This is a genomic window from Kitasatospora sp. NPDC127111 (assembly GCF_042677465.1).
Taxonomy (GTDB): domain Bacteria; phylum Actinomycetota; class Actinomycetes; order Streptomycetales; family Streptomycetaceae; genus Kitasatospora.
The window spans coordinates 24,138-39,707 of sequence record NZ_JBHXTG010000031.1 but is presented as its reverse complement, the minus strand read 5'-3'; the positions used below and the strand labels follow the sequence as shown (position 1 = coordinate 39,707).

The 15,570-nt window shown below is 67.5% G+C and carries 14 protein-coding genes; all 14 read right to left on the bottom strand.

Translation table 11 applies throughout. The features are described from left to right. Nucleotides 1-13 precede the first annotated feature (13 nt). Nucleotides 14-1,126, bottom strand: a complete 1,113-nt coding sequence (locus ACFVHB_RS20060; RefSeq protein ID WP_380323606.1) for a DUF5047 domain-containing protein — start codon at nucleotides 1,124-1,126, stop codon at nucleotides 14-16. Continuing rightward, on the bottom strand, nucleotides 1,126-3,351 hold the full coding sequence (locus tag ACFVHB_RS20055) for a hypothetical protein (protein WP_380323603.1): 2,226 nt from the start codon (nucleotides 3,349-3,351) through the stop codon (nucleotides 1,126-1,128). Before ACFVHB_RS20055 ends, ACFVHB_RS20060 begins: the two co-directional genes overlap by 1 nt. Beyond that, nucleotides 3,351-8,075, bottom strand: a complete 4,725-nt coding sequence (locus tag ACFVHB_RS20050; protein ID WP_380323600.1) for a transglycosylase SLT domain-containing protein — start codon at nucleotides 8,073-8,075, stop codon at nucleotides 3,351-3,353. Before ACFVHB_RS20050 ends, ACFVHB_RS20055 begins: the two co-directional genes overlap by 1 nt. Beyond that, nucleotides 8,075-8,359 (bottom strand): hypothetical protein, encoded by a 285-nt coding sequence (locus ACFVHB_RS20045; protein ID WP_380323597.1) that lies wholly within the window; start codon nucleotides 8,357-8,359, stop codon nucleotides 8,075-8,077. The genes ACFVHB_RS20050 and ACFVHB_RS20045 overlap by 1 nt, the downstream gene beginning before the upstream one ends. Nucleotides 8,360-8,478: 119 nt before the next feature. Next, nucleotides 8,479-8,805 (bottom strand): hypothetical protein, encoded by a 327-nt coding sequence (locus ACFVHB_RS20040; RefSeq protein ID WP_380323594.1) that lies wholly within the window; start codon nucleotides 8,803-8,805, stop codon nucleotides 8,479-8,481. 88 nt (nucleotides 8,806-8,893) lie between these two features. Beyond that, nucleotides 8,894-9,478, bottom strand: coding sequence for a phage tail protein (locus ACFVHB_RS20035; RefSeq protein ID WP_380323591.1), 585 nt, complete (start codon nucleotides 9,476-9,478; stop codon nucleotides 8,894-8,896). Nucleotides 9,479-9,539: 61 nt separating this feature from the next. Next, the gene (locus ACFVHB_RS20030) at nucleotides 9,540-9,923 is read right to left on the bottom strand and encodes a hypothetical protein (RefSeq protein WP_380323589.1); all 384 of its coding nucleotides are present in this window, start codon (nucleotides 9,921-9,923) and stop codon (nucleotides 9,540-9,542) included. After that, nucleotides 9,916-10,275, bottom strand: coding sequence for a hypothetical protein (locus ACFVHB_RS20025; RefSeq protein ID WP_380323586.1), 360 nt, complete (start codon nucleotides 10,273-10,275; stop codon nucleotides 9,916-9,918). The genes ACFVHB_RS20030 and ACFVHB_RS20025 overlap by 8 nt, the downstream gene beginning before the upstream one ends. Before the next feature lie 331 nt (nucleotides 10,276-10,606). Next, nucleotides 10,607-10,987 carry a hypothetical protein gene (locus ACFVHB_RS20020; RefSeq protein ID WP_380323583.1) on the bottom strand — a complete coding sequence of 127 codons (381 nt, stop codon included), beginning with the start codon at nucleotides 10,985-10,987 and terminating at the stop codon, nucleotides 10,607-10,609. 213 nt (nucleotides 10,988-11,200) lie between these two features. Continuing rightward, a complete protein-coding gene (locus ACFVHB_RS20015) occupies nucleotides 11,201-12,220 on the bottom strand; it encodes a major capsid protein (protein WP_380323581.1) in 1,020 nt (339 codons plus the stop codon). Between the two features lie 10 nt (nucleotides 12,221-12,230). Continuing rightward, nucleotides 12,231-12,623, bottom strand: a complete 393-nt coding sequence (locus tag ACFVHB_RS20010; RefSeq protein ID WP_380323578.1) for a head decoration protein — start codon at nucleotides 12,621-12,623, stop codon at nucleotides 12,231-12,233. A 21-nt stretch (nucleotides 12,624-12,644) separates the two neighbouring features. After that, on the bottom strand, nucleotides 12,645-13,280 hold the full coding sequence (locus ACFVHB_RS20005) for a hypothetical protein (protein WP_380323575.1): 636 nt from the start codon (nucleotides 13,278-13,280) through the stop codon (nucleotides 12,645-12,647). A gap of 48 nt (nucleotides 13,281-13,328) precedes the next feature. Beyond that, nucleotides 13,329-14,156, bottom strand: a complete 828-nt coding sequence (locus tag ACFVHB_RS20000; RefSeq protein ID WP_380323572.1) for a hypothetical protein — start codon at nucleotides 14,154-14,156, stop codon at nucleotides 13,329-13,331. Next, a complete protein-coding gene (locus tag ACFVHB_RS19995; RefSeq protein ID WP_380323569.1) occupies nucleotides 14,131-15,414 on the bottom strand; it encodes a phage portal protein in 1,284 nt (427 codons plus the stop codon). Before ACFVHB_RS19995 ends, ACFVHB_RS20000 begins: the two co-directional genes overlap by 26 nt. Nucleotides 15,415-15,570 lie beyond the last annotated feature (156 nt).

Here is a 15,570-nt window from a genome sequence, read left to right as displayed (position 1 = left end):
GTAGCGAGATCGGTCATGCGGGCTCTGCCTTACTGCCGCGGAGGGTCAGAGAGAAGTCGCCTTCGACGTCCAATGGGACGCTGAAGCTCTGCGCGAGCACTCTCTCCTGTCGCCCGCCGACATATGTCAGTCGAAGGCAGTCGCCCGCCTCCAGCGCGGGATTCGGGAGGCTGCTGATGGACGTCTCGACGTTCGGTGCGATGGCGTCGCGCAGCATGGAGGCCGCCACTGCGCTGCACTGCGCGGAGGACGTCAGCAGTCCGGAGCTGTAGAAGCGCGGGACTCGTCCGTACGGCCCTCCCCACCGTGTCGGGCTCGTGGGGTCGGTGTCCTGGACCATGGCGGATACGGGCGGGACCCCGGAGACGGCGCTCTCTCCGCTGGCTACAACGGCGTTGTAGACGCCGGCTCGGGCAAGCTTCCGGCTGGCAGCGATCAGGTTGCCCGTCGGCCCCTCCGCCACGTCCCACACCGGGGTGGCCGTGAAGAGGTCCGGGACATCAGCAATGACGAAGCGTCCCAGCACGTCTACGTAGCACTCGGCGTGCATGCTCGTGGCGAGTTGTCCGACCGCATCCCAACGGTCAGCCTGAGCGTCCCAGACCACCACGGCGCACGCCTGATCGCGGCTACCCGCAGTCAAGTTGACGACCACCGCGCCCGGCAGCGTCTCCTGAATCAGCGCGGTAATCGCTGCGACGGTCGAAGCGTAGCCAGCCGTCGACCGGGGCGCCGTGAATCGGTCGTCCTGGACGGCTGCCTCCAGGGTCTTGCCCGTCAGGGTGACCGGTCCCATGTCCACGTCGCCGCTCGGCTCGTCCAGGCGGAAAGTCCCCAGCGGGCAGAGCTCAACGGTCCCGTCGGGAAACTTGATTCCGCGGCTGACCACGAGTTGTTGTCCGTAGACGGCCAGCGGGTCTTCTGCGTCCCACGGCAGATACGCCGGGTCGGCGACGGTGAGGGAGAGCGTTCGGCGCACTTTGCTTCCCCGGTCCACGGTTACGGACCCGCCCTCGATGGGCAGGTCCGTTACGGTGGGGACTCCGGCCAGGAAGCCGTCAACCCGGACTACCACCTGGTGTGGCGTCGACAGCGCTGCGAGGAGAGCCGCGCTCACGGGATACATCAACTACCTCCCACTCCGGTGAGGACGTCAAGCCAGGTGCGGGATCCGGCCAGGACTTCGGCCCACGTGGCCCGGCTGTCCTTGACGGTCTGCCAGGTTCGGCCTGCGGAGCCGACAAGGCCGCCGATCGGACGATCCACTTCCGTCAGCGCGAGCGTCCACTCCCGGTCGGGCTGGAGGGAGTAGTCACTGGGACGGCCCTCGTCCAGGTCCCCGACCTGGAGGTAGACGTCCGCCTCACCCCATCCCGGCGGCCACTGCGCAAGCAGCGTGTGCCCGGACTCCAGCAGCCAGACGAGCGCCTGGCGCTCCGTATCGGTCGCAGTGCTCAGGACAACGGAGCCGGTACGGGACGAGCGGACGTCGGTCAGGATCACCGGTCGCGCCCGGCCGCGGATGCTGTGTGCGCCTTGCCGTGCCGCGCGCTTCCACGTCGGCATGGTGGTGACCACGGCCCGCAGATTCCGAGCAGGGAGCGCCGGATCCTTCAGCACCACACACAGCGGGTCGGGGTGTTGCAGAGTGAGCCAATCGACGGTGTACGCCGTCCAGTCCGTACCAGCTGGGGCCGTCCACGCCTTCAGGTAGTACGCCACAGGCACACCTAGCGGCGCCTCGTAGTCCTCCACGATCGTGGCGTCACCCGTCGTCGTCTCCGACACCAGGTCACCGGAGTAGCCGCGAACCGGAGTCTGCATACCGTCCGGCGTCGTCCGCCACAGCCCCCAGCGGTTCCGACCGTCCGTGGTGAGCCCCTGGACGTGGATCACCGCGCCGTAGCCCGCAGTCGTCGGCTCGGCCCACGCAGCAAGCCCGCCGGCTGCCAGGAACGCCTTGTCGACATACCAGACTTCCCCGGGGCTGGCCCCGCTTCGCACGATCGACGGCCGGACGGAGACCGCTCCGGTCGGGGCCAGGTCGGATGTGTAGCTGTACGTCCAGGTAGACGACGACCCTGCGGTGATCCCGGAGGACGTCTGCCGGATCGTCTGCCCGCCCGCGTTCACCCAGTCCAGGCGCACCGTGTACGTCAGCCCGTCAACCGGCGGCCGCACCGACGGACGGAACCGGTACGCCTGGCCCGCCGTCACCGGGATCGGTGCAAGCGACACCACGGCGTCCGCGGTGCCCGTGCACGTAAGAGCGAGGGACGTCGAGCCCTCCGCGGCCTGAGCCGTGCTGGCAGCGATGGACCCGCCACCGGAGGCCGTCCAGCCTCCAACCCCGCCCTCCATGGAATACGGACCGTAGCCGATCAAGTTCCCGGGCTCGTTCGTCACCTGGACGGCTGCCGCCTGATCAATCAGCCACGTCTGCCCGACGGCAGAACTGGCTGCCCGGATGACGAGCTGTGCCTTCGTTGCCCCCGTCGGGGCACTGCCGGCCACGCCCACGCGCGTCCAGTTACCCGACGGCAGCGAAGGCCAGCTCCCGACTGCAGCCGTGCCGACAGGGCTCGATGAGGCGTCCTGCCAGCGCAGCTCCGCACTGACCGTGCCTGTCTGCCCGGGGTGCACCCACGCGTACGCCAGGTACTCCGTGCCGGCCGTCACCGGAACGGCCGTGGTGCCGACGTCGGCGGTGCCGCTGGAGGCGGTCGACGTCGCCAGCAGGCTCCACCAGCCCTCCAGTGCTGCCGTCGAACTGCGGGTCACGGTGGCACCCGCCAAGGCGGTCCAGGCCGATCCGTCCTGTTCCACACTCTGTGCGGCGTAGGTCATCAGGTTGCCGGAGATCAGGGCCGGCAGGCCGAGCGCGACGGCGTCGAACAGTGCCGCCTGTCCGGCCGTCAGTCCCATGACGTTGATGCCCACCACGGCGTACGTTGCACCGGCCGGTGCCGTCGCGATCAGGATCGGGGGTGGCGTCTGGAACGCCGTGCTGTTCGCCAGGCTGCTGCTTGGCGACGTGGAGTAGGAGAGCGGGGATCCGCCCGACGGCGCGTTGTACCAGGCGATGAACACGTTCACGCTTCGGCCGGTGGCAGCGGTCTCCAGCGCGGCGTAGCCGTACGCGGTGTAGACCTGGCCGGCCGTCACCGCCACGCGCGTGACCGTCGTGGCGGAGACGGTGTTGGTGGCCGTTGCCGTGAGCTTCAGGGACGCGGAGCCGGTGTAGCCCCGCGTCCCCAGCGCCAGCGTGGTGTTCGTGCCCGCAGACCACCCGGTCGTGGTGGTCTCGACGTCGGAGACGGAGGCCGAGAGGAGATTCGTACTGACACTCATCAGAGCCGCCTTCCGATCGTCAGGGCATTCGCTGTCGCAGTTTCCGCACGCGACACCTCCACGCGGACAATGTCCGTGATTTCGCGATCACCGACGTACACGTGCGCCTCCAGAGAGATATCCCCGGAGCCGTGAAGCCCGCCATTTCGGATCGCGTCCCACTGACCGGACGTGAAAACAGGTTCCGGCCTGCCCGTGTGGTTGTAGACGAGACTCGTTCCCACCGGGAGATATCCGCCGCTGTCGTAGCCACCCGGCCGGTTGAGCGCACTCAGCGAGCCATACCGGTGGATCGCGTAGTTCAGGCCGGCGTAGACGTTCGCCAGGGGGTCGGTCGAGGTTCCGAAAGAGAACGGCCCCGTCCCTGCGAACGGACCGGCGTAGGCGCCGAAGGTGGGGCCGATTACCTGCATCAGGCCGACGGACGGTGTCCCGGCCGCCGCATTGGAGTCCCAGTTGTTGACGATCGTCGGATTACCGCCGGATTCCTGGTTCATCCGCCGCAGGACTGTGTCCAGCCACGAATCGGGCTCTCCCAGCATTGCGAGTGCCTGAAGAACTGTCGGCGCCCACTGCTGTACTCCGGATCCCCCGTTGCCAGCCGGCTGCTGCCCGGATCCGCCCCCGAGAAACCCGACGACCTTGTCCTTCAGGCTCGTAAGGATCCTCTCGGGAATCCCGGCAACCGTCTTCGCGATCGGCGAGTCACCGACTTTAGCGAAGAGGTCCCGAACCGGCTGTGTCAGCTTCTCCCAGAGCTTCCCCGGGTTGCGGAGGAAGTCAGCGCCATCCTTCGCCCAATCCCACGCGGTACCGGCCGCCCCCTTGATCCCACCCCAGATTGTGCCGAGGATTCCGCCGTCTTCCATGAGCTGGGAGCCGGCGGCAGCATGGAGCGCGATGGCCCGGCTGCGGTACTTGGGGTCCGTCGGGATGACGTACTCGGGGTAGTTCGGGTTTCCTTCGCCGACGATTGCAGTCGGACGGTTGGTGACCATCGGAACTGCGGGACCCCAGCCGTTTCCGACGGTGCCGCCAGCAGCGAGCAGTTTGGGAGCGTCTGGCAGCTTGGGGAGGTGAACGAAATCGGCAACCTTGTCCCAAACGGCCTTGATGCCGTCGGTGTAGACGCTCTGAATCACGAAGTTGACGGGCTTCTTCGTGATGTCGATCAGCTTGCCCCAGGCCTCGCCGATCAGGTCCTTCGCCTTGCCGAAGGCGTCGCTGACCGGGGTGAGCGCCGACTTGATAGCCTCGAACGCCGGCTTCAAGGCATTTTCCCAGAGCCAGCCAGCGGCCGTTGCGATCCCGTCGAAAGCGGGCTTGATCGCGTTCTTCCACAGCCACGTGGCTGCCGTTCCGATTCCTTCGAATGCGGGCTGCAGCACATTCCGCCAAAGCCAAAGGCCAAGGTCGCCGAGAGCCTTGAAGACGGCTATCCACGCGTCAATGTACGGCGATATGACCCATTTCCAAAGCCACGTCGCCAGCGTCGCAATAGCCTCAAAGGTGGGCTTGAAGGCGTCCCGCCAGAGCCACATCACGACGGCACTCAGAATGTTGAACGCGATCACGAGCGGACCGATTACGACCGTCACGAGGATTGCGAAAAGCACTTGCGCAGCTTCCCAGATGAACCGGAAGGCCGGGCCGAGCGCATTCTCCCAGAGCCACATTGCCGTGGTTCCGACGGCCTGGAGCGCTATCCAGATTCCATCGAACGCCGGCTTCAGGGCGTAGTTCCAGACGAATAGGGCGGCGACCTTGATCGCGTCCCAAGTCGCCAGAACGGCCGTCCGGAACCATCCCCAGTGGTTGTACGCGTAAATGACTCCTGCGACTAGGGCAGCAATCGCAAGCACGATCAACTCGATAAGCGGAACGATACCCGTCAGCTGCATCGCAGTCGCCAGTGCGCCCGTTTCCGTTGTCGCAACGGCCGTGACGACGTTGTATGCCGCCATTCCGGCTGCCGCACCAAAGGCAACGAGCCGAGCGATTTTGAACGCCGCGATTCCAATCCAAAGCGCCTGAACAAGAATCGGGAAGTCCGTCGCCAGATTCGACACCGCCTCTGCCAGCCATCGGACGCCGTCAAGCACGGGGCCGGACAGTGGCGACAGCGCTTCGGAGATCGAGAGCACGGCAGATGCAATGGCGCGTAGCGCTGGTCCAAGTTTGGGAGCAGTGGAGTCCACGTACGCCAGGAATCGCTCGAATTCCGGGCTGCCCTTCAGGCCGGCCCCCCAGTTCGCGAAGCGGCCCGTCATGGACTCCATTCGCGTGACGATGCCGTCCATGTGCGGCAGGAAGGCGTCTACGATGCCCGCCATTCCCTTGAGGACGTTTCCGAACGCAACGCCGAGACCGACGATTGCCGGCTCGGCCGTCTCGCGGATGTCCGCCTTGAAATCTACCCAGAACGGCGACTTGAGCTGTGCGGAGGCTTTGTCCATCAGCGTGCCGATGGCCCGGGCGGCGCTCTCGGCGAGCGGGGTCAGGCCGGGGAGCGTCCCCTTCGCCGCCTCCACCCCGCGAACGAAGATCGGAAGGACATCGGGTGCCGCACTGTCGGCCCACTGTCTGAAGGCCTGGCTCAGGCCACGCGGACCGGCGATGGCGTCGAAGAGCGCCCGCGCCTGCGGGGAGAGCTTTCGGAGCGCTTCGTCATACCGGTCGGCGGCCGACACGGCGCTGCCCATGCTCTTCTCCGTCGACAGCATTGCCTGCTGCACGCCGCGCTGCGCGGCAGCCACAGAGTCCGCGGCCGTCTGTGCGGCGGTTGCGGCAGCACGCTGCGCCTGAGCGACGCGGTCCTGTGCGTCCGCTACGGCACGGGCGGACGAGGATGCGGTCTTCGCGGCAGCAGCCTGTGCGTCCGCAACAGCGCGAGCCTGATCGGCGGTCGTCCGCTGCGCCTTCGTCAGACGGTCCTGCGCCGCTACAACGACCTGCGCACCGTCAACGCCGGCGTCGGCAGCCGCCTGCGCCTCCGATTGCAGTCGCGCGTAGTCAGCCCGTTGGTCATTAGCGTTCTGCACTGCACGGTCGTAGGAGAGCTGCGCCTCGTCGCGCTGAAGCTGCGTTGCCTGCGCGCCAGCTGCCTGGACGGCTTGCAGCTCTTGATGCGCCTTCGTGACTCGGAGAGTCGCCTCCCGCTCGTCCAGGGCACCGTTTGCAAGGCGGGTCTGGTAGTCCGCAAGCTGCTGCGCAGCGGTCTTTCGCGCTGCCGTCAGCTCCTCTTGCGCCTGCTGTTCCGTCCTTTGCGCGTCTGCGAGAGAGCGCTCAGCGTCCTGGACACGACGGGCCGACGCCGCTTGCTCGTCTGCCGTCCGTGCAACTGCGTCCGCGAGAGACTGCTCTGCCTGCGCAATCTGCTGGGCCGCGCTCTCCGTCTGCTGTGCGGCGGACCGTCGCGCCGACGCGAGCGACTGCTGTGCACCGGCCAGCGAGAGAGCGCGCTGCTGCGCTGTGACGTCTGCATTGACGCCGGCAACCGTCGCAGAAGTCGCCTGCTCTTGCGCCGCCTTTCGCGCCTGGAGGGCGGTTGCCACTCCCTTGATCGCAGGAACCGCAGCAAGTCCAAACGCGCCAGCCCCGGCACCGGCTGCCGTGAACGCCGCTGCCAACCCACCGATGCCGGCAGTCAGGATGGGAACGGCCGGGATAGCGGCGAGCGCAGCAATCTGGATGCTGAGCACGAAGACCGCGGACGTCGCAGCCGACGTGTCGACTCTGATCGTGGCCCGCTGTGTGTCCAGGGCCGCGACGGTGGCGGAGACTGCTGCCAGTTCCGCCTCCGCCCGGGCCGCGTCCGCCCGGACGTCGATGCGGACGCCGGCCGTGTTCAGCTCCGCAAGCCGTGCCCGGAGACGCGTCAGAGCTGCCAGTGCCTCCGCATCCGAGAAGTGGGCGTCGGTCGTCAGGCGCTCCGGGATCGTGGCCAGCTCTGCGCGCAGGGTCGCGAGCCGAGCCTCCGCCTCATCGGTGGACACACCTACGTCGACCGCCGGCAGGGCAGCCGTGGCCGCCCGCACCTGAGCTATCAGCCGCTCGCGGAACGCTCCCGCCGGGCGTAGTTCCACGTCGTGCGGCGCGGCCGTGATCGCGGCGATCTCAGCCTTGACCTCCGCCAAAGCCGCGCGGGCCGTGGCGGTGTCGATCCTGACAACCGGGCTGGGGTGTCGGCTGCCTAGCTGACGAAGCTCCGCGTCAAGATCCGCGACACGGGCGGATGCCGTCGCAGCGTCGATGTCGATACCGATCCGCCTGCCGGACAGCTCCCGCAGCCGCTCCCGCACACGGGCGAGATCGGCGTCCACCTGCGACGTGTTGGCGTCCACGTCGAGCTTTGGCATCGACCGGTAGGCAGCCTGGAGCTTGGCCTTCAGGGACCGGGCGAACGCGCCGCCGACCCGGTCACCGTCGCGAACCGCGGGGGCTTCGGCGCGGCGGCCGCCTTCCCGAATCGCGTCCGGCAGCGCCTCCGCGATCCTGCGCTGCATCCCGGAAGCGATCTCCTGCCCCAGCGTCCGGCCGACGCCTTCACCGGCACCCGCCAAGCCGGCGCGCAAGGTCTCCCCCATGCGCTCGCCGAGTACGCGTCCGGCCTGGAGGCCGACACGGTCAGCGATCGGGAGAATCGCCGCCTTCAGCTTCTCGTGGAAGGTCGGCAGGACGGGGATGACGTCCACACCTGCCTGGCCGACGATGTCCAGCGCCACTACGCCTCCCGGGGCTGCTCGTTCCTGAGCCGCGGATCAAGGGCGCGGCGCTGCTCATCCGTCAGACGACGGCGCGTGGTGTTCTTCGGAGGGATCCCGGGACGCGGGGTCGGATCGGGCATCTTCGGCTTCCCGCCAGCGGCCGCCACTGCGACGGCTGTCTGCACCCGGACTGCGTCCAGCAGAGACGCGAGCAGCAACTCCGTCCCCGTCCACGGGGCCAGGTCCGGACGGGCACCCTGAGCTGCCTGCTCGCGCTGCTCGGGCGTCAGCGCATTGCGCATCGCCGTCTTCGTCGCACTATCCGGCGGAAGGTGTTCGATCAGGATTCGGAGCCGGCGCATCGACAGCCGTCCCCGGTAGACGTCGAGGAGATCAATCCCACGAAACGCGAGATCCGCCTCTAGCGCTTCCGCGTGGTCCTGGAGGACGCGGAACGTGCCCCAGACTTTCCCGGAGCCTCCCCCGCCGCCGACATGGCGCGGGCGGTGAAGTCGCCGATCTCGTCCATGGTGGAGTCCAGCTCCACGAAGGTTGCGACGTCGTCTGGGTGCAGCGCAAGCGCCGCCCAGCCGTCGAAGTCGGCTGTCCGCAGAGCGCGGAGGAACGACGGCCGCCACTGGCCGACGGGCAGGACTCGCAGAGGCACACCGTCCAGGTTGATGGCGACGTAATCGCCCGTCGCCTCGATTTCCTGAGCGTCGACAGGGGTCAGAGTAGTGTCAGTCATGCGCGCGGGTCTCCTAAGTCAGATGCGATGCGCGGGTCTTGAAGTGAAGCGGGGCCCGGACCCGCGCAGATACGGGCCCCGCTGGTCATCAGGAGAAGAAGCCCGAGACGTCCACGCCGCCGTAGTCGATCGTTCGGCGGACGGCCGGCGCGTTCGCAGCGCCCTTGTAGAACGTGGCAGTCATCTCGACCGCCCACACGTCCTCCGTCTGTGGCTGCTCGTCGCCCCGCTCGGTCACCTGACCGTTGGGCATGTAGAGCCTCACGCGCTTGGCACCGTCGATGGTGTCGAACAGCCACGCGTACTTCAGGTCGTTGGGCTTGTCCGGAAGGTCGTACGCAGCGATACCGGCCGTTGGCTCCAGAGTCGAGATCGGGACGTCGTCGTAGAGCGCCCTGATCAGGGGATTGATCGCCTCCTGATAGGTCAGCTTCACCGTCTTTGTGCTGCGAGTCATCAGCGTACGGATGGGCTCCAGCGACCCTGCGGCCTGAATGTCCTTCTTCTCATCGCTGATCTGGAAGGTACCGCCGCTGGTCGTCACCCACCCGAGGCACTTCCAGGCCGCGGACGGTGCGGCAAATCCCGTTGGCGACGCGGTGTCGCGGGGCGCCAGGTACGCCAGGTAGTCGGTTGCGCCGAACGTGAGATCGGCATTGCGGGTGTCGGTCACGCGCCCTCCCCGGGCATGCGAAAGCCGTGCTAGTCGACTAGCGCGGCAGTAATTCAGTTGGTCAGTAGGCAGCCGGGTGAAGCGCGATCGTGACTGTCAGGCCGATGCGACGAAGCGCCGGATTCTCATACGGCCGCCGCTTCGGCTCGGCGTCGATCGACGTCTCGGAGACCACGGCGCCAGGCTCGGCCGGTCCCCGCCAGGTGATCAGTGCGTCTCGGATTCGGAGGGCCAGGGTGCGAGCGGCCACGTAGTCGGCGGCGTACACGTCCACGTCGACACGGGGCCGGGCAGAGAAGCGAGCCGCCAGGCCACCGACGGTCGCCACCTGGACGACCGGGAGCACATCCTCCAGGTTGGCCGGCAGCTCAGTGCACGACCGGACGTCGAATCGGGCCCGGAGCCATCGTGTGAGCACAGCCTCCACGTCCACGGGGTCAGCCATCGATCACCCGCGCGGCGTCAAGGGCGGTTCGCAGGACGGCGTAGCGCTGCACCTTCCCGTTGCCGTACTCAACGTCCCGGGCGTAGCGGGCAGTGTTGATCAGCCGAGATCCGGCGCGTAGGCGCGGCTTCCCGCGGAACGGGACGTTCTTGGTCACCGGCACAACGGCGAATGAGTTCTGGTACTGCCCCGGGTGCGGGTCCGTCGCGGGGTCTCCCACAGGCGACAGGAACTCTGCGATCCGCTGCATTCGCTGCGCCGCCTGTGCGGTAGCGCGTTGCACCCCGGGGTTCTGAAGGAGTCGTCCGATGCCGTTGTAGCGGCCGGTGTAGGTGCTGCGGTGTCTCGCCATCAGCCGCTCACCGCCGTCAGGTTTGCTTCCACATGGGCTAGTTGGCCCGGGTACTCGGATGGCTTGCCGTGAACCTCGTACGTCGTCCCACGGTGCCGAATCTGATCGGCAGGCTGGAGGTCCGTTCCAGCCGGGGCGAAGAGGACACGGATGATGGCCACCTGGTCGCGCGCCTCCACTACCTCAACCGTCGCAGCCGTCTGACCGGAGGGCGGCAGAACACTGCAATCCGCTAGCTCCGTCTCCACGGCGACGCCTCGAACGTCGTTACCGTAGGCATCCTGGGACACGCTCCGGCGAATACGGACCACGGATTCCTGCACGTCAGGGCCTACCACGCAGTGCTCCGTATCCCGGCGCTTGGTTCGGCGTCGCACGGGCCGATGTTCAGCATCCCGGCGCCGCCGGACCGGCCCACCGCTCGCCGGATCCGACGGAGTTCCTGCTCGGTCAGCACGATGCCAGTCAGAGCATCCGTGTAGCTCTCGCTCACAGCGCCAGCAGTTGCCGAGCGGAGACCGCCCGGGTTCGTCAGCCCGCGAGCCGCGACGGCCAGAGCGACGGACTTGATCCCTGGCTGCGGAGGCTCGGTGAGCCGAGCGCCAACCTCTCCGCGGATCGCATCGTCCGTCATCTCGTGGATGAGCGCGTACTCGGCGTCAGTAACGGCCCGGCGGGTGTAGGTCCGAAGGTCAGTCGCGCTGAACAGCATCGGCGGCCTTCCGTCGGGCCGAAGCCCGCTTCGTGGCGGCCGGCGGCTTCACAGGATCGGGGGTCGACTCCGGCGCCCTGTCCGGCGGCTCCGCCCACGCCTTCGGGTTGGTGATCAGTGGGAACACCCACGCAGGGACTTCGTCGTCAGGGCCGAGCATCACGGCCCGGCCGGTGTCATCCTGGACGTGGACGTAGGTGCTCAGCCGAGCCATCAGAGAACGTCCGCGACGAAGGTCCGGTCCGGGTCGACCGCCACCGGCAGGACGATCGCGGTAGCGCGGGTCCAGACGGTCTGCGGGTCCTCCGTCTTGTAGCCGCCCACGGCGATGCCGGCCGCGTCACCCGCCAGGCCATACCGGGGGTCGTCCCCCTCCACGGGGACACCCCACAGGGTCTTGCCGATGGTGTCACCCGGAGCAGGGACGAACGCGATCTTGTCCTCCGGAGTCACACGAGTGGAGACGCCGGCCACGCTCACCCGAGCGTCGTAGATGACGGGGGCCGGGAAGCCATAGTCCTGGAGGACGGCGTCCAGCATGCTGGAGGTCAGCACAGACGGCGCCGTCGCACCGGTCGTGGACAGTCCGCGGAGCTGGGCGTTCCGTCGCAGCCAGTTGTAGATCTTGAGCGACATGATGGTGTTCGCCGGTCGCTCGCCGTTGGTATCTACGTACACCTCCAGCCAGGCCGACAGGTCGGCGATGATGTCCGCCGTCGGGTCGCTCCAGACCTTCACGGCCGTGACGCTGTGCGCGGCGTTGCGGCCGAAGTCGGCGGTGAGACCCACGAGGCCGTTCTCTGCCAGGGTCACGCTGCCGTTGAACAGCGCCGAGCCACGCGCAAGCTCTACACGCGCCTCGATCTGGCGGGCCAGCCGGACACCGTCGTCCATCATCGCGTCCCGGATCTCCGCCCGCTGGCCGTCAAGGCCGCGCCGACGGATCCGCTCATACTCCCCCACCGGGATCTTGCGGGAGATCGGAGGCAGCTCACCGGTGATCCGGCTGGAGCCCGGCCGGGTGGCGATGTCCGACTCCGCGTCCCACGAGCGGTACCCTGCCGCCTCCGTCAGCCCGCCGCCCCCGCGGGACAGTCGGTAGGTCAGATCGTTGATCGTCGCATTCGGGAGCCAGCGCTCCAGGGTGAGCTGATTCTCTGGCCGGTCAGCCAGGGCAGCACGCACATAGCCGGTCAGCTCTGCCGGCGTGGCGTACTCGGTAATGAGCTGCATGCTCTACCTCTCAGACGAAGATGATGCGGCCGGCCACGTCCGCCTTACCGGCGCTGTCCACGGCAACGGGAAGGCGCGACTCCGCAATGAAGCAGTGGAGGAGAATGTTCGCGGCGGGACTCGTGGAACCGCCCGTCCGAACGTCGACCGGGGTGAAAAGGAAGCCCACGAGAACTTCGCGGCCGTCCGTCGCGGCGTTGTCGTACAGTCCGTACTTCCCGCTTGCGGAGACCTTGCCCAGTGGAAGGCCGGACTTCAGGAACCCCTTCGGGTAGTGAGTGCCGCTGACGAATCCCTTCGTCAGGTCGAGCTGAATGGAGCGCGGCGCGTCGGTGCCGTGGGCACTGCCCAGCCAGTCCCGCCGATCCTGCGTGTAGCTGTCGTTAGTGATGCTGATGTCCACGTGTCCTCCGTGGTCAGGTCGTCAGGAGCGCTGATTGCGCTGCCGATAGAGGTCCGCGCCGGCCTGGAGAGTCCCGGCACCGCCGACGTCGCCGCCCCGGTTACCGCCACTTGGCGGAGGCGTGGTTCCGCCAGCACCGGAGCCACCACCGAAGGCAGCCCGCAGTGCGTCCGCGTCGGCCTCCAGCTCCTCACGCGTGCCACCCTGGAGCCGCCCCGCCTGCTCCGAGGTCAGTCCCTTCGCGCTGGCCACCTCCAGCAGCAGCACGCGGCGGGTCGCGGCCTCCGCGTCAGCGCGGGCCCGAGTCGCAGCTGCCTCCGCGTCGTCCTTCTCCTTCTGGAGTCGCTGCGTCTCGCTCAGCTCCGCGGTCTTGCGGGTGGCCAGCTCGGCGGAGTCAGCCCGGAGCTGCGTCACCTCCTCCGGAGTCGGAGCAGCCTTCGCGACCGTCTCCCAACGGCGGGAGTGGTGGCGCCAGTACGCCGCCTGGTGCTCGTGGCTCATCTCGGCTACGGGCGTGTTCTCCGGGAAGCCGTTCGGGCCGACGGGGTTACCGCCGCCTCCGCCGTTGCCCGCGCCGGGGTCGTTGTCGTAGAGAGTCCAGGGCTGCGAGTCGAGCAGCGAGTGAACTGCGGAGCGGGCCAGAGTGCGTCGGCGCATGCCAGTAACTCCCCTGTCGGGATAGATGGTTGATGTGTCCATGTCGGGCTATGTCGGAAGGCGGATGTCCTCCGGCCCGGTGAATCGCTGGCCGCGGAATCCGAGCACTGGGCCGATCTCGCCGTGGTTGTTCGCAATAATGATCTTGCGGTAGTCGACCGCGCGGCCGCCCCGGTCGGACTTGCCGAGAGCGGCCTCCACCGCGTCGTGGATCGCTTCCAGGCGCTCTGCGTCGACCACCTGGCCCGGGTCGTAGTCGGCCCGGACGGTCCGCACCCCGCAGTCGCAACCGGGGTGAATCGGCAGCAACTCGGCTTTGCGGTAGCGCTGCGTGGACGCGATCATGCAGAGTGCGCAGTCGTGCTCTCCGCGCAGCTCACGAACGTAGTACGTCACGGCTGGCTGCTGCTCCAGAACGGCACGGGTTGCATGCGTCCGTGCAAGCTGAAGATCGGTCTTCGCCAGGGTCTCCAGCCGATCGGCCCCGCGCTGCTGGGCAACGTCGAACGGCTCCCCGTCGGCCAGTGCCTTCCACGTGACCTTGAACGGCCGACGGTAGACGTCTGCCGGCTCAGTGCCATTGCGGGAAGCCGCTCCGGTGACCTTGTCCAGATCCAGCGTGACCCGTGGCGACGTCATCCCCAGTACTTCCTTGTGCATCTGCTCCAGGTAGCTGGCCGTCAGGGTCGCGATATTCCGCTGACCAGCCTGGATGACGGGCAGGGCCCGTTTCTGGAAGCGGGACACGTCGCCCTCGCGCCAGGACCCGAGCCCCCGCCACTGGCTTGAGAGGTGCCGCAGCACGCTCGCCCACGTCGCCGAAACTGCGGTGTTGTAGCGGAGGCCCGGGTCAGGCTGCCTGCGCGACGTCGCCACGACCGATCACCGCCCGAGAGTCCTGTGGCGGCTGGCCCGTCGGGAGCGGAGTCGGCTCCGCGGCCGGAGCGAGCATCGCATCGTGCGCGCGGTCGATCTCCATGCGGCCTATCTCCTGCGGCGTGTAGCCCATGCCCTCCATGCGCTGCCTCCACGGAACACCAGCCGCACCGTGCTTCACGGCTGCGTCGGCCAGCTCCGCCAGGGTGCGGGACTCCGGGTCGCGCCAGATCGTCTCGGCGTCGTAGGCCACAGCACGTTGCTCGTCGCCAAGCACGCGGAAGGCCAGGCGCATGACCTGTTCCCAGCTTTCGCCGAAATTTCGCTGCCTATCCCTGACCTTCGAAACGAGGCCGGTCTCCGCAGCCTTCAACGCGTCGCCACTGACATTCACTACCTGACCGAGTAGATAATGCGGCGGCGTGCGGGAAATTGCGGCGAGATCCTGCGTCGCTGATTCCACAGCCTTGACGTACGGGACCAAGTCAGTTGAGGCGAATTCTCCGAAGCGAACTTCGTGATCGTCGGTTGTCCACAACGACTTGATATCCAATTGGAAGGGCTGGATCTTCTGTCCCGTGACCGGATCCTCGTCCACCTCCAGACCGGCGGCCCACCTCTGCCGGAACGCCCCGTAGCGCATTGCAGCGATCAGGTTGATCAGCGAGAGGTTGATCCGGTCCTGAATCGGCAGGATGTCCTCATGCTCCGCGAAGCCTGTGATCCGCCGGTTCCGACGGTTCACGAAGTCCACGGCCGGCACTCGCCCGAGGGGGTTCGTCGCTGTGCCGTCCGTAGTTCCGGGAAGCATCAGCGGATCCCATGTGCGCAGTTCACTCCGCAGCACGGCGAAGCCTGCCGCCTCCCGGCGGGTGGCGAAGTAGTGGATGCTGCCAGGCAGCCAGAGCGTCGCCCGGGTCATGTTCGTCCAGTCGTCGCGCCAGAGTTTCAGTGCTGCCGCGATCCGGCGCCGACTTCCCTGTTCGTACTCCACGGCGAACTGCCGTGGAGTCTCGTGCGTGATGACCGGTCGACCGTCGGTTCCTCGCTCCACGAGGGCGTAGGCCCGTCGCTGCACGAGAGCACCGTAGTGGATCAGGTCCGAATCGGCGTCCAGGTGGTTTTCCTGCCAGATCCTGTTAGCGTCCTGATCGGCGGTCTTCCCGCCGTCAACGCCGAACCGAAAACCGTCGACACCAAGACGTTCAGCCGGCGCGTCAATGACGAGTCCGGCCCAGTTCGCACGGGCCAGCTTCATCCACTGTTTCGTGTCTCCGGGAGCGATCCCAGGGACTTCCGGAATGGGCGGGTCGCCTGTGGCATAGTCCCACAGGGTCTTTAGCTCGTCAGCCTCGGATATGATCCGATTCCCGAGCCGAGCCAGCCACCATCCAGGGGACTGCGGCACGCTAGC

What these genes read in the sequence shown, in the direction of transcription:
- ACFVHB_RS20015 (WP_380323581.1), bottom strand. Translation starts at nt 12,220, where the DNA reads ATGCAGCTCATTACCGAGTACGCCACGCCGGCAGAGCTGACCGGCTAT.
- ACFVHB_RS20020 (WP_380323583.1), bottom strand. Translation starts at nt 10,987, where the DNA reads ATGCTGTTCAGCGCGACTGACCTTCGGACCTACACCCGCCGGGCCGTT.
- ACFVHB_RS20025 (WP_380323586.1), bottom strand. Translation starts at nt 10,275, where the DNA reads ATGGCGAGACACCGCAGCACCTACACCGGCCGCTACAACGGCATCGGA.
- ACFVHB_RS20055 (WP_380323603.1), bottom strand. Translation starts at nt 3,351, where the DNA reads ATGAGTGTCAGTACGAATCTCCTCTCGGCCTCCGTCTCCGACGTCGAG.
- ACFVHB_RS20005 (WP_380323575.1), bottom strand. Translation starts at nt 13,280, where the DNA reads ATGCGCCGACGCACTCTGGCCCGCTCCGCAGTTCACTCGCTGCTCGAC.
- ACFVHB_RS20060 (WP_380323606.1), bottom strand. Translation starts at nt 1,126, where the DNA reads ATGTATCCCGTGAGCGCGGCTCTCCTCGCAGCGCTGTCGACGCCACAC.
- ACFVHB_RS20045 (WP_380323597.1), bottom strand. Translation starts at nt 8,359, where the DNA reads ATGCGCAATGCGCTGACGCCCGAGCAGCGCGAGCAGGCAGCTCAGGGT.
- ACFVHB_RS19995 (WP_380323569.1), bottom strand. Translation starts at nt 15,414, where the DNA reads ATGAAGCTGGCCCGTGCGAACTGGGCCGGACTCGTCATTGACGCGCCG.
- ACFVHB_RS20040 (WP_380323594.1), bottom strand. Translation starts at nt 8,805, where the DNA reads ATGACTGACACTACTCTGACCCCTGTCGACGCTCAGGAAATCGAGGCG.
- ACFVHB_RS20030 (WP_380323589.1), bottom strand. Translation starts at nt 9,923, where the DNA reads ATGGCTGACCCCGTGGACGTGGAGGCTGTGCTCACACGATGGCTCCGG.